This window comes from Variovorax sp. 54 (genome assembly GCF_002754375.1).
Classification (GTDB): Bacteria; Pseudomonadota; Gammaproteobacteria; order Burkholderiales; family Burkholderiaceae_C; genus Variovorax.
Window position 1 is genome coordinate 4,357,375 of record NZ_PEFF01000001.1, and the last position, 13,541, is coordinate 4,370,915.

A 13,541-nucleotide genomic window follows, 5' to 3' on the forward strand; every position below is an offset into this window, starting at 1 on the left:
CCCCATGACGCTGCTCCAGGTCAAAGACCTCGTCGTCGAATTTCCGAACCGCCGCGGCACGCTGCGCGCACTCGACCGCATTTCCTTCGACATCGCGCCCGGAGAAATCCTCGGCGTGGTGGGCGAATCGGGTGCGGGCAAGTCGCTCACGGGCGCGGCCATCATCGGCCTGCTCGAACCGCCGGGCCGCGTGGCCAGCGGCGAGATCCTGCTCGAAGGCCAGCGCATCGACAACCTCGGTTTCGATGCGATGCGCCCCATCCGCGGCCGCAAGATCGGCGCGATCTTTCAAGATCCGCTGACCTCGCTGAACCCGCTGTACACGGTGGGCCGCCAGCTCATCGAGACCATCCGCACCCACCTGCCGGTGACCGAATCGGAAGCGCGCAAGCGCGCCATCGGCCTGCTGCAGGACACCGGCATTCCCGCCGCCGAACAGCGCATCGACCACTTCCCACACCAGTTCTCGGGCGGCATGCGCCAGCGCGTGGTGATTGCGCTCGCGCTCGCGGCCGAGCCCAAGCTCATCGTGGCCGACGAGCCGACCACCGCGCTCGACGTGTCGATCCAGGCGCAGATCATCCAGCTGCTCAAGCAGATCTGCAAAGACCGTGGCGCGGCGGTGATGCTCATCACGCACGACATGGGCGTGATCGCCGAGACCTGCGACCGCGTGGCCGTGATGTATGCGGGCCGCATCGCCGAGATCGGCCCGGTGCACGAGGTGATCCACCAGCCCGCGCATCCCTACACCTCGGGCCTGATGGCGTCGATTCCCGACATGACGGTCGACCGCGAACGGCTCAACCAGATCGACGGCGCCATGCCGCGGCTCAACGCCATCCCCACTGGCTGTGCCTACAACCCGCGCTGCCCGCGCACCTTTGCGCGCTGCCTGACCGAGCGGCCCGAGCTGATGCATGCGGGCGCCACGCGCGCCGCCTGCTGGCTGCACGACGCCGCCGACCCGCATGCGGGCCGCGCCGAGATCGCTGCGCAGCACCACGATGCCCTGGCGGCCGGCGAGCGCGCCACGCCCGAGGCGGCCGAACCCCTCGCGGAGGTGACCCGATGAGCGCCGTGACCGAACCCCGCACCGCCACGACCGCGGCCGCCACGGGCGAGCCGCTCGTGGTCGCGCACGACCTCGCGCGCACCTTCGATGTGTCGCCGCCCTGGCTCAACCGCGTGCTCGAACGCAAGCCACGCGTGCTGCTGCATGCGGTCGACGGCGTGAGCTTTTCCATCGAGCGCGGCAAGACGCTCGCGCTGGTCGGTGAATCGGGCTGCGGCAAGAGCACCGTCGCGCGGCTGCTGGTCGGCCTGTATGCGCCGACACGCGGCGGCCTGCAGTTCGACGGGCAGGACGCGCACGCCGCGTTCAAGACGCCCGAAGGCCGCACCCTGCGCCGCCGCATCCAGATGATCTTCCAGGACCCCTACGCGAGCCTCAACCCGCGCTGGATCGTCGAAGACATCATCGGCGAGCCGCTGCGCGAGCATGGCATCCTGAGCGACAAGGACGCGCTGCGCCAGCGCGTGGGCGAGCTGCTGCAGTCGGTCGGCCTCTCGCCGCTGGACATGAGCAAGTACCCGCACCAGTTCTCGGGCGGCCAGCGCCAGCGCATTTCAATTGCCCGCGCGCTCGCCACGCAGCCCGAGTTCCTGGTGTGCGACGAGCCCACCTCCGCGCTCGACGTGAGCGTGCAGGCGCAGGTGCTCAACATCATGAAGGACCTGCAGCGCGAGCAGGGCCTGACCTACCTCTTCATCTCGCACAACCTCGCCGTGGTGCGTCACGTGGCCGACCAGGTCGGTGTGATGTACCTGGGCCGGCTGGTCGAGGTGGCGGACAAGCAGAAGCTCTTCGCCGAGCCGCAGCACCCGTACACCCGCATGCTGCTCGACGCGATCCCGCAGATGAAGCACACGGGCCGTGCGCGCACGCCAGTGCAGGGCGAAGTGCCGAACCCGCTGAACCCGCCGACCGGCTGCGCCTTTCATCCGCGTTGCCCGCATGCGAATGCGCGCTGCTCGTCGGAGCGACCGTCGCTGTTGAGCCTGAAGGGCGTGCAGGTGGCCTGCCACGCGGTGGAGGAAGGCCGCTTGTGAGCGAAGGCGGCAGCCCGCAGGGCTGGCCGGCGGACAACTTTCCGTACCGGCCGCACCTGCGCTTCTGCTCGCTGGGCAATGAGAACGTGCAGGAGGTGATGGAGGGCTTTCGCCTCGCCTGCGAGCGCCTCGGCTACACCACAAGCATCGCGCCGGGCCCGGGTGTCGACAACGACGACATCAACCTCTTCTTCTTCGCGATGGGCCTGAGCCTGCCCTCGGACGACGAATTGCCGCCGAATGCGATCGTCGTCAACTTCGAGCCGGCCCTTCCCGAGTTGCTCGCGGAGATGCCTGGTTATCGACGGCTGCTGCAGCGCGCTCACGTGTGGGAGTACAGCCTCGAGAACATGGTGCACCACCCGGCGCTGGGCATCTACCGCGCCGATTACGTGGGCCCGGGCTTCGAGCCGATGGCCACGCCGCTGGTGCCGGCGTCCGAGGTGCTGGACGATGCGCAGCAGGACATCGACGTCATCTTCTTCGGCGAGACGACGCCCCGGCGGCTGCAGGTGCTGGAGGCACTGACCGCCGCCGGACTGCGTGTGGCCTATCCCTTCGGTACCGCCTGGACGCCGGCGCAGCGCGACGCCTTGCTGCCGCGCGCCAAGGTCGGGCTGAACATGCGCAAGGCCGACCACTCCAGCACGGTGGAGCTGCCGCGCCTGTCGATCCTGCTGCGGCATCGCAAGGCCGTGGTGTCGGAGCTGTATCCCCATTCCGAAATTCCGCAGGTGCTGCGCGACGCGGTCGAAGGGTGCACGAAGGACGAGCTGGTCGACCGCGTGCGCGCACTGGTGGCCGATGCGCCGCGGCGGCGCGCATTGGAAATCGCGGGGCCGCGGGCGCTGCAATCCTTGCCGCCGCAGCATGAGGTGCTGGCGGGTGCGATGCAGCGCTACCTTGCGGCGGCCCGGCAGCGGTGGGTGGGGCAGCAGGCACGGAGCACGCGTGAGCCTGCCTCGCAGGTGTCGGTCCTGATGGTGATGCGCGATGACGAGAAGGACGTTGCGGACGCCTTGGCATCGATCGCCGAGCAAAGCCTCGCACCGCACCAGATCATCGTTGTGGACGACGGCTCCACCGATGCCACCGTCGACGTGATTCGCGCGCGCATGGCCGCCGACCCGCGGCTGGCCGGGCTGCTGCTGTTGCAGGCGCCCGTCCCGATGGGGTGGGCGGCCGCCGCGCAATGGGGGTTGATGCAGGCGCGCGGCGACACGCTGGCGCTGTGGTCGCCGACCGTGCGCAGTGCGCCCGAGCGCTTGCAGGTGCAGTCCGCATTCCTGCGGGCGTCGCCGGAGATCGGCGCGGTCGGTGCCTGGTACGCCCGCGACGGCGACGCGGGCTCGCCGTCGATGCAGCGTGTGCCGGAGATGCACGACCAGATCCTGGCTGCGCTGTTGGCCCATCTGCCGCACGAACAACCGCTGCTGATGGGCGGCCTGATGCTGGCGCTGCCTCGAATTCGGCAACGCGGGCTGGGCTTCGATGCCACGCTCGGCCGGTTCGCATGGCTCGGCCTGTTGCTGGAGCTGGTGCGTGGCGACGCGCGGCTCGCCAACCTCGGCATGGGCCTGAATCGCCTGACGCGCCACCACGCCACAGGCCTTGCGGAAACCGATGTGATGGCGCTGGCCCATGTGCGCGAACGCTTGCTGCCGCTGGTCTTCCCCGACGTGCCGTCTGCCGATGCGCAGCGGCTGGCCCGGCTCTACGGCCAGCAATGGGCGCCCGATGCCGACGATGCCACGGCGCTGCTGCGCGACATGGCGAGCGCCTGCGAGCGGCAGGGTGACGTCCACGCGACCACGGTGCTGCGCGGTGAAAGTCTGCGCGTGCTGGCGGTGTATGCACAGAACGGGCGACTGGCGCCGGGCTACCTCGACACGCTGATGCGCGAGCCCTTGCTGCGCGACTTCCTGGCGCCGCTGGGCGAGCGCCTGCGTGCATTCGTGCCGTGATCCATGGCGCTGGCGCCGCACGGTGTGCGTAAACGCACTTTCCCTGCCGTCACTCTGTTGCACAGTCCCGGGTTGGCCCCGAACCCACACCCCCTGACACGATGACCTCCACCCCGATGACCCGCCTGCTCGGCCGCCGTGGCTTTCTCATGGGCTCGGCGCTGGGCGCGACCGCCGCGCTGGCGTCGATGAGCGAGATCGCGCACGCGGCCGGCGCGCCACCCGCGCGCCGCATGCCCGTCATCTTCATCGGCCACGGCTCGCCGATGAATGCGCTCGCGGACAACGCCTTCACGCGCCGCCTCGCCGCCTGGGGCCGCGAGCTGCCGAGGCCCACGGCGATCCTCAGCGTGTCGGCGCACTGGCTCAGCCAGGGCGCGACCGGCGTCACGGTGCAGACGCGGCCCAAGACGATCCACGATTTCGGCGGTTTTCCGCAGGCGCTGTTCGACATCGAGTACCCGGCGGCCGGCCATCCTGCACTCGCGCGCCAAGCGATCGGTGCCGTCAAGCAGATGCCGGTGATCGCCACCGAGCAGTGGGGGCTGGACCACGGCACCTGGAGCGTGCTGAAGCACCTGTATCCGAAGGCCGACGTGCCGGTCTTCCAGCTCAGCATCGACTACGACAAGCCGGCGGCGTTCCATCATGCGGTGGGGCGCGACCTGGCGGCCTTGCGCGACCAGGGCGTGCTTGTGATGGGCAGCGGCAACGTGGTGCACAACCTGCGCGCCACCGACCGCGGCACGCCCGACGGCCCGAAGGCGAGCCGCCCGTGGGCGCAGTCTTTCGACGATGCGGTGAAGGCCGCGCTGGCCGGCCGGGACGACCGTGCGCTCATCGGCTACGAGAAACTCGAAGGGGCGTCGACCGCCGTGGCCACGCCGGACCACTACTTTCCCTTCCTGTATGCCCTGGGCGCTGCGGCGCCGGGCGAGCGTGCGAAGACCGTCTACGAAGGCTTTCAGTCGGGCACGCTCGGCATGCGCTGCCTTCAGTTCGGCTGAAGGAAGGCCGCGCAGCCTCGCGGCTGCGTTACTGCTCTTCGCCCCAGGCGAAGCCGTCGCGCGCGATCATGGCGCTCGATGCGCTGGGGCCCCAGGTGCCAGCCGCATAGGGGCGCGGGCCGCCGTCGGATTCCCAGGAATCGATGAGCGGCTCGACCCAGCGCCAGGCTTCTTCCTGCTCGTCGCTGCGCACGAACAGGTTGAGGCGGCCGTCGATCACGTCGAGCAGCAGGCGCTCGTAGGCGCCCACGCGCTCGGCGCCGAAGCGCTTGTCGAAGTCGAGGTCGAGCTGAACCGGCGCCAGTTGTGCGGCGCTGGCGTGGCCGTTGCCGCCGCGCTGGCGGTTGTCCTGGGCCTGCGCGAGCATGTGCAGCTCCAGGCCGTCCTTCGGCTGCAGGTTGATGACCAGCTTGTTGACGTTGCCGGCGGGCGCGCGGTAGATGGCGTGCGGCGTCGGGCGGAAGTTGACCTCGATGCGCGCGTCGCGCGAGGCCAGCCGCTTGCCGGTGCGGATGTAGAAGGGCACGCCGGCCCAGCGCCAGTTGGCGATTTCGGTGCGCAGTGCCACGAAGGTCTCGGTGCGGCTGTCGGGGTTCACGCCCGGTTCGTCGCGGTAGCCCTGTACCCGCTCGCCGTAGGCCGTGCCGGCCGTGTACTGGCCGCGCACCGCATGCAGGCCCAGCGTCTCGGGCGTCCAGGGCTTGAGGGCGCGCAGCACCTTGAGCTTTTCGTCGCGGATGGCGTCGGCGTGCGCGTTGATCGGCGGCTCCATGGCCACGGCGCACAGCAGCTGCAGCGCATGGTTCTGCACCATGTCGCGCAGGGCGCCGGTCTGGTCGTAGAAGGCGCCGCGCTTTTCCACGCCGAGGTCTTCGGCCATGGTGATCTGGATATTGGCGATGTGCTCGCGGCGCCAGATGGGCTCGAACAGCGCGTTGCCGAAGCGCATTGCGAACAGGTTCTGCACCGAGGGCTTGCCCAGGTAGTGGTCGATGCGGAAGACCTGCTTCTCCTCGAGCACCTTGCCCACCGCCGCGTTGATGGCGCGGTTGGAGGCCAGGTCGTGGCCCAGCGGCTTTTCGAGCACGACACGGGTGCGCGGGCCGTTGAGCCCGGCGGCGGCGATCTGCTCGACCACCTGCGTGAAGAGCGCGGGCGCCGTGGCCACGTACATCACGACCGTCTTGGCGTCGCGCTGTTTGAGCAGCTCGGCCAGGCTGGCGTAGTCGGCGGGCTTGGACAGGTCCATGCGCAGGTAGTGCAGCATGGAGGCGAACTTCTTGAACTCCTCGGGGGAGGGGCGCTTGGCGCCTTCGACGGCGCTGAAGCGCGACTGGATCAGCTCGCGGTACTGGTCGTCCGACAGGTCGTCGCGCGCGACGCCGACGATGCGTCCGTCCTGCGGCAGGCTGCCGTGCCTGAAGGCCTGGAACAGCGCGGGCATCAACTTGCGCCACGCAAGGTCGCCAGTACCGCCGAACAGAACGAGATCGAAGCTCATGAGAAAACTTTCCTTTGTCTGAATGCCGAGCAGGCAACGTGCCAGTCGCGATGGTACTTCTACCGATTCGGCACACCTGTACTAAAGCTACGCTGACCCAAGGCCGCAAGGCCTTTTTTTATGCCTGAGGCAGGGGAATACCAATGAAGAAGCTTTTCACGGCAGCCGCGCTGCTGGGTCTGTCGGCCGCCGCGTCGGCGCAAACCGTCAACGTCATCTGCTCGGTGCAGGCCGAGTGGTGCAACGTGATCTCCACCGTCTACGCGCGCACCACGGGCGTGCGCATCAACATGGCGCTCAAGGGCTCGGGCGAGGCGCTGGCCCAGCTCATCGCCGAGAAGGACAACCCCAAGACCGACGTCTGGTTCGGTGGCACGGGCGACCCGCACCTGCAGGCGGCCGAGCAGGGGCTCACGCTCGAATACAAGTCGCCCACGCTGCCGCAATTGCACCCCTGGGCGCAGCAGCAGGCCAAGCAGTCGGGCTACAAGACCGTGGGCATCTACTCGGGCCCGCTGGGCTTCGGCTACAACCCCGAGCTGCTCGCCAAGAAGAAGCTGCCGGTGCCCAAGACCTGGGCCGACCTGCTCAAGCCCGAGTACAAGGGCGACATCCAGGTGGCCAACCCGGCCTCGAGCGGCACGGCCTACACGATGATCGCCACGCTGGTGCAGCTCATGGGCGAGGACAAGGCTTTCGACTACCTCAAGGCGCTGCACAAGAACGTCGGCCAGTACACCCGCTCGGGCACCGGTCCGATCAAGGCAGTGGCGCGCGGCGAAACCGCGATCTCCATCAGCTTCGTGCACGACGGCCCGGGCGAGAAGATGCAGGGCTTTCCGGTCGAGACCATCACGCCCAGCGACGGCACCGGCGCCGAGATCGGCTCCATGAGCATCATCAAGGGCGCGCGCAATCTCGACGCGGCCAAGAAGTTCTACGAATGGGCACTCACGCCCGCCGCGCAGGAGCTGGGCGCCGCCAACAAGCAGTTCCAGCTGCCGAGCAATGCGACCGCCAAGCTCGATCCGCGCATTCCCGACTTCAAGAAGATCAAGTTCGTCAACTACGACTACGCCAAGTACGGCGCCAGCGCCGAGCGCCGTCGCCTGATCGCGCGCTGGGAAAAAGACGTCAATTCGCTGCCGCGCTAAGTGGACGCGCGTTCCAACGAAGGCGCGCCGGTCAATCCGGCGTCTCTCGCCGCCGCCCGGCGCGCACGGCGCTGGATCTGGGCCTGGGTCGCACTGGGCTTCGCGGCCTACCTCGTGCTGCCCTGGTATGCGATCCAGGACGCGACCTGGTACGAAGCCGTTCCGCAGGTGTTCGGCAGTGCAGAGGGCGCCAACGGGCTGATGCAGGCGGCCACGCAGGGACGCAGCTGGCTCTTCATCGGGCTGGCCGGGTTGCTGTTGTGCGCCGTCGGTGCGGCCTTGCCGGCCGGCAAGGCGCAGGGGCGCTGGTTGCTGGCGGGCGGCGCGATCGGCGCCATCGGCCTGGCGGTCGCGGGCTTCACCATCGGCGCGCGCGGCTGGAGCGTCGCGGCGCTCAACACGCGATTCGGCGAGCTGGCCGTCAATCAGTTCGGCATCGGCGCGGGCGGCTTCGTGGCGCTCACGGCGCTGGTGCTGCTGGCGGCCTTCGGCATCGCGCGGCTCGGCCTGTTCAAGGGCGACCTCTTCGTGGCTGCCGCGGTCGTCGGCTGCGGCGTGCTGATGGCGCTGTTCATCGCCTACCCGGTGAGCCGTGCGCTGTCGGGCGCCTTCTTCAACGAAGACGGGCAATGGTCGATCGCGGCCTTCGCGGCGCGCGTGTTCACCGAGCGCATCTGGGGCCTGGGCTGCCTGGCGGGCGGGGTGCGCTGCGGCGTGGCGTGGAACACGCTGGTGCTGGCGCTGCTCACCGCGGCCGGCACCACCTTCCTGGGCACGCTGATGGCGCTGATGGCCGAGCGCGGCAGCCAGCGCGGGCAGGGCGTGCTGCGGGTGCTGGCGCTGCTGCCGATCATCACGCCGCCGTTCGTCGTCGGCCTCGGCCTGATCCTGCTGTTCGGCCGCGCGGGCATCGTCAACCAGGTGCTCGAAAGCGTGTTCGGCATCGAGCCCACGCGCTGGTTCTACGGCATGCCGGGCGTGCTGGTGGCGCAGCTGTTCGCCTTCACGCCCATTGCCTTCATGATCATGCGCGGCGTGGTGCAGGGCATCGCGCCCAGCCTGGAAGAGGCCGCGCAGATGCTGCGCGCCGACCGGCGCCGCGCGTTTTTCACCGTCACGCTGCCGCTGCTCAAGCCCGGGCTGGCCAACGCCTTCCTGGTCGGCTTCATCGAGAGCATGGCCGACTTCGGCAACCCGGTGGTGGTGGGCGGCCAGTTCTCGGTGCTGTCGACCGACATCTTCTTTGCCATCGTCGGCGCGCAGTACGACCAGGGCCGTGCGGCCTCGCTGGCCTGGGTGCTCACGCTGTTCGCGCTCGGCGTGTTCGCGCTGCAGCGTGGGCTGCTCGGCAAGCAGAACTACACGACCGTGAGCGGCAAGGGCGATGCCGGCATCGCGATGGCGCTGCCCGACGGCGTGCGCCGCACCATCCAGTGCGTTGCGCTGCCGTGGATCGCGTTCACGGCGGTGGTCTACCTGTTCGCCTTTGCGGGCGGCTTCGTGCAGACCTGGGGCCGCGACTACAGCTTCACGCTGAACCACTTCAAGAGCGCCTTCGCGCTGGAGTGGGGCCAGTTCGGGCTGGTGTGGGCCGGCACGGCGTGGAACTCGCTGATCACCACGCTGAAGCTGGCCGGCATCTCGGCGCCGATCACCGCCGCGCTCGGTTTGCTGATCGCCTGGCTGCTGGCGCGCAACGAGTTCAAGGGGCAGGGCCTCTTCGAGTTCGGTGCGCTGCTGGCCTTTGCGATCCCGGGCACGGTGCTCGGCGTGAGCTACATCCTGGCCTTCAACGTGCCGCCGTTCGAACTCACGGGCACGGGGCTCATCATCGTGCTGTGCTTCATGTTCCGCAATTTGCCGGTGGGCGTGCGGGCCGGCACGGCGGCCTTCAAGCAGCTCGACCGCTCGCTCGACGAGGCCTCGCTGATGCTGCGCGCCTCGACCTCGCAGACCTTGTTCAAGGTGGTTCTGCCGCTGCTCAAGCCGGCGCTGGTGGCCGCGCTGGTCTACAGCTTCGTGCGCGCCATGACGACGGTGAGCGCGGTGATCTTCCTGGTCACGGCCGAGAACGAACTGGCCACCACCTACATCATCGGCCGCGTCGGCAACGGCGACTACGGCATCGCGCTCGCGTACTGCACGGTGCTCATGGTGCTGATGTCGCTGGCGATTGCGCTGGTGCAGTTCGTGGTGGGGGAGCGCAAGCTGGGTCGGCGTGGGGCCGCGCCTCCGCATCAGGGACATCACAAAATGGAAAGCCTCTCCGTATGAATGGCATCGAATTCCGCAACGTCACCAAGCGCTATGGCGCCGACAAGAACGGGCCGATGGCCGTCAAGGGCATCAGCTTCGAGGTGCCTGTGGGGACGCTCACCACCATCCTCGGCCCCTCGGGCTGCGGCAAGACGACCACGCTGCGCATGATCGCGGGGCTCGAGTCGCCGACCTCGGGGTCGATCTTCATGGGCGGGCGCGACGTCACCACGCTCGGCCCGGGCGAGCGCAACGTGAGCATGATGTTCCAGAGCTACGCGCTGTTCCCGCACATGAACGTGATCGAGAACGTGGGCTACGGCCTGCGCATGAGCGGCGTGAAGAAGGACGAGGCCACGTCGCGCGCGCGCGATGCGCTCAAGGGTGTCGGCCTGGTCGGCTTCGACGAGCGCCTGCCCAGCGAGCTGTCGGGCGGCCAGCAGCAGCGCGTGGCCCTGGCGCGCGCGCTGGTGCTGGAGCCGGCGGTGCTGCTGTTCGACGAGCCGCTGTCCAACCTCGACGCCCGCCTGCGGCGCGAGATGCGCGAGGAAATCCGGTCGCTGCAGCAGCGCCTGAAGCTCACCGTGGCCTACGTGACGCACGACCAGAGCGAGGCGCTGGCCGTGAGCGACCAGATCATCGTGATGGACCACGGCGTGATCGCCCAGCGCGGCACGCCCGAGCAGTTGTACGGTCGTCCCGAGAGCGAGTTCGTTGCCGGCTTCATGGGCGAGGCGATGGTGTTCCCGGCTGTGGCGCAGGCCGACGGCAGCGTCACGCTCGGCCCGTTGCGCCTGCAGCCGCGCTACGCGGTGGCGCCCGGCACGGTGAAGGTGGCGGTGCGGCCCGAGGCCTGGGACATCGGCGCGCTCGACGGCCTGCCCGCCACGCTGCGCAAGGCGGCCTACCTCGGCAGCTACTACGAATACGGCTTCGACACCCCGCTGGGGCCGGTCTTCGTGGTGTCGACCGACCTGTCGCGCCCGCTGGCGGCCGGCACGCAGACCACCCTGTCGCTCGGAACCCATGGCGTGAGCGTGGTGCCCGGCGCATGAAACAATGGCGCCATGAACGTGGTTTTCGATCTTGGCGCCGTGCTGTTCGCCTGGGAGCCGACGCGGCTGGTCCAGGCCCATCTTGCCCCTCACGCCCCCACTGAAGCCGCTGCCGCGGCCTTGGGACGGGCCCTTTTCCATCACGACGACTGGACCGGCTTCGACTGCGGCACCCGCACGCTGGACGATGCCATCGCCCGCATGTCGGCCCGGCTGGCGCTGCCGGCCGCGTCGCTGCACGCCATGCTCGACGGGCTCGGGGAGCGGCTGGAGCCCATCGACGTCACGCTGGAGATGCTCGAACAGCTCATCGCCCAGCGCGATGCCGGCGAGCCGCTGCGGCTGTACTACCTGTCGAACATGCCCGCGCCGTTTGCCCGTGCCCTCGAGCGCCGGCACGCGTTCATGCGACGTTTCGACGGCGGCGTGTTCTCGGGCGATGTGAAGTTTCTCAAGCCGGAGCGCGAGATCTACGAGGTGCTGGCCATGCGCCACGGCCTCGACCCCGAGCAGACCGTGTTCATCGACGACTCGGCCGCCAACGTCGAGATGGCGCGCGCCTTCGGCTGGCACGCCATCCACTGCACCGCGCCGGCCATGCTGCCCTCGCAGCTGCAGCGCTACCTGCCGGTGAGCACCACCTTGTCGGTGTCGAACCCCAGGCTGCGGGCGTAGTCCAGCTCGGCCTGCAAGACGTCGTCCTCCAGGCGCGGCGCGCGCGAGAGCACCCAAAGGTACTCACGGTCGGGCGTACCGACCAGCGCCACCTGGTAGTCGCGGTCGAGCTTCAAAATCCAGTAGTCGCCCCACACCAGCGGCAGCCAGCCCATCCACGCCGGGGCAAAGCGCACCTGCAGCCGCCCCGCGCCGGGCTGGCCGGCCACGGGCACCACGCGCGCACTGCCGATGGCCTCGTCGAAGTTCCCGTCGGCGCGCACGCAGCGGTTGCGCACCTGCACGCTGCCGTCGGGCTGCGGCGTGTACTCGGCGCTCACCGGGCCGGCGCACTGTTTCTGGAACCGGTTCGGCAGGCGGGCCTGTTCGTGCCAGAGGCCGGCGTAGCGGTGCAGGTCGACCGGCGCCACCACCTGCAGCGGCGCGCGCATGAGCGGGGCGCCGTCGGCCGGGCCGGCAGGGCGTACACGGGCTGTGCGTGCGGCGCCCAGCGCGTACCAGGTGGCCACGCCGCCCACGACGAAGGCGGTGGCCATGGCGCCGATCGCGTGGCTGGTGCGGCGGTCGTCGAAGGGGCGGCCGGTGGTGGGCACGGGGCGTGGAGGGCGAGGGGTCATGGGGGCTCCTGAGGGAAGGTCGTTCGGCAGAGATGCCGCGTCAGGTTCAGGGTGCCCTCGGCCGCGGCCGGCTGCCGTCAGCCAGGGACCACAGCCCCTGTAGGGCAGGGCGGCCGACAACCCTTCGGGCCGCAGGCCGATGGAGCTTCGCGAAAACCCGTGCTACGGTTCGCATGAAAACATCGCCCGATGCGCAACTGCGTGCAGGACTTGTCACACCCCTCCCCGGATAATTGATTTCATGAACCAACTCGATGCACTCCGCCAGTGGACCACCGTGGTTGCCGACACCGGCGACTTCAAGCAGCTCAGCATTTCCAAGCCGCAGGACGCGACCACCAATCCGTCGCTGATCCTCAAGGCCGTGCAGAAGGCCGAATACCGGCCGCTGCTCGACGAGACCGTGAAGGCGCACGCCGGCAAGCCGCTCGACGAGGTCATCGACCGCCTGCTGATGCGCTTCGGCACCGAAATCCTCTCCATCATTCCGGGCCGCGTCTCCACCGAAGTCGACGCCCGCCTCTCGTTCGACACCGCTGCCACCGTGGCCCGCGGCGAGCGCATCGTGGCGCTGTACAAGGCCGAAGGCATCGACACCGAGAAGCGCCTGCTGATCAAGGTCGCCTCCACCTGGGAAGGCATCGAGGCCGCGCGCCTGCTCCAGCAGAAGGGCATCCGCACCAATCTCACGCTGCTGTTCTCGTTCGCGCAGGCCGTGGCCTGCGGCGCGGCCGGCGTGCAGCTCATCTCGCCTTTCGTGGGCCGCATCTACGACTGGTACAAGAAGTCGGCCGGTGCCAAGTGGGACGAAGCGGCCAGCGCGGGCGCCAACGACCCGGGCGTGCAGTCGGTGCGCGAGATCTTCAACTACTACAAGCAGCAGGGCATCAAGACCGAGGTCATGGGCGCGAGCTTCCGCAATGTGGGGCAGATCCAGGCGCTCGCCGGCTGCGACCTGCTGACCATCAGCCCCGAGCTGCTGGCCGAACTGGCCGCAAGCAACGCGCCGCTCACGCACGCGCTCGATGCCAAGGCCGCCGCGAGCGGCAACGCAGAGAAGGTGAGCTACGACGAAGCCGGCTTCCGCTTCGCGCTCAACGAAGACGCCATGGCCACCGAGAAGCTCGCCGAGGGCATCCGCGCCTTCGCGGCCGACGCCGTGAAGCTCGAAAAGCTCATGCAGGAAAGCGGCAAGTAAAC

Annotated in this window: 11 protein-coding genes; 9 read left to right on the forward strand and 2 right to left on the reverse strand. The window is 69.1% G+C overall.

The features are described from left to right. Positions 1–4 precede the first annotated feature (4 nt). From CLU95_RS20095 to ygiD, 4 genes are all read left to right on the forward strand, one after another. Entirely contained in the window at positions 5–1,075 is a 1,071-nt protein-coding gene (locus CLU95_RS20095; RefSeq protein ID WP_099795225.1) for an ABC transporter ATP-binding protein, read from the forward strand. Continuing rightward, complete coding sequence (locus CLU95_RS20100; protein WP_099795226.1) at positions 1,072–2,112, forward strand: ABC transporter ATP-binding protein; 1,041 nt, start codon at positions 1,072–1,074, stop codon at positions 2,110–2,112. The genes CLU95_RS20095 and CLU95_RS20100 overlap by 4 nt, the downstream gene beginning before the upstream one ends. Then, positions 2,109–4,076: a glycosyltransferase family 2 protein gene (locus CLU95_RS20105; protein ID WP_099795227.1), complete on the forward strand. Its 1,968-nt coding sequence runs from the start codon at positions 2,109–2,111 to the stop codon at positions 4,074–4,076. The genes CLU95_RS20100 and CLU95_RS20105 overlap by 4 nt, the downstream gene beginning before the upstream one ends. A gap of 101 nt (positions 4,077–4,177) precedes the next feature. Beyond that, positions 4,178–5,083 (forward strand): 4,5-DOPA dioxygenase extradiol, encoded by a 906-nt coding sequence (gene ygiD, locus CLU95_RS20110; protein WP_099795228.1) that lies wholly within the window; start codon positions 4,178–4,180, stop codon positions 5,081–5,083. A 28-nt stretch (positions 5,084–5,111) separates the two neighbouring features. Here the strand turns inward: ygiD and zwf are convergent, their stop codons facing one another. After that, a complete protein-coding gene (gene zwf / locus CLU95_RS20115; protein ID WP_099795229.1) occupies positions 5,112–6,584 on the reverse strand; it encodes a glucose-6-phosphate dehydrogenase in 1,473 nt (490 codons plus the stop codon). A gap of 143 nt (positions 6,585–6,727) precedes the next feature. Here zwf and CLU95_RS20120 point away from each other — a divergent pair, with 143 nt between their 5' ends. The 4 genes from CLU95_RS20120 to CLU95_RS20135 are packed head-to-tail and all read left to right on the forward strand — an operon-like array spanning position 6,728 to position 11,724. Beyond that, on the forward strand, positions 6,728–7,738 hold the full coding sequence (locus CLU95_RS20120; protein WP_099795230.1) for an ABC transporter substrate-binding protein: 1,011 nt from the start codon (positions 6,728–6,730) through the stop codon (positions 7,736–7,738). Further along, positions 7,739–10,012, forward strand: coding sequence for an ABC transporter permease (locus CLU95_RS20125; RefSeq protein WP_099795231.1), 2,274 nt, complete (start codon positions 7,739–7,741; stop codon positions 10,010–10,012). It begins immediately after the preceding gene. After that, a complete protein-coding gene (locus CLU95_RS20130; protein ID WP_099795232.1) occupies positions 10,009–11,049 on the forward strand; it encodes an ABC transporter ATP-binding protein in 1,041 nt (346 codons plus the stop codon). Before CLU95_RS20125 ends, CLU95_RS20130 begins: the two co-directional genes overlap by 4 nt. Positions 11,050–11,061: 12 nt before the next feature. Then, entirely contained in the window at positions 11,062–11,724 is a 663-nt protein-coding gene (locus CLU95_RS20135; protein WP_099795233.1) for an HAD family hydrolase, read from the forward strand. Here CLU95_RS20135 and CLU95_RS20140 read toward each other — a convergent pair. Then, on the reverse strand, positions 11,670–12,341 hold the full coding sequence (locus CLU95_RS20140) for a lipocalin family protein (protein WP_099795234.1): 672 nt from the start codon (positions 12,339–12,341) through the stop codon (positions 11,670–11,672). The two genes, CLU95_RS20135 and CLU95_RS20140, sit on opposite strands and share 55 nt — an antisense overlap. 241 nt (positions 12,342–12,582) lie before the next feature. On the opposite strand from CLU95_RS20140, the gene tal reads away from it, so the two are divergent. Next, entirely contained in the window at positions 12,583–13,539 is a 957-nt protein-coding gene (gene tal, locus CLU95_RS20145; RefSeq protein ID WP_099795235.1) for a transaldolase, read from the forward strand. Positions 13,540–13,541: the final 2 nt, after the last annotated feature.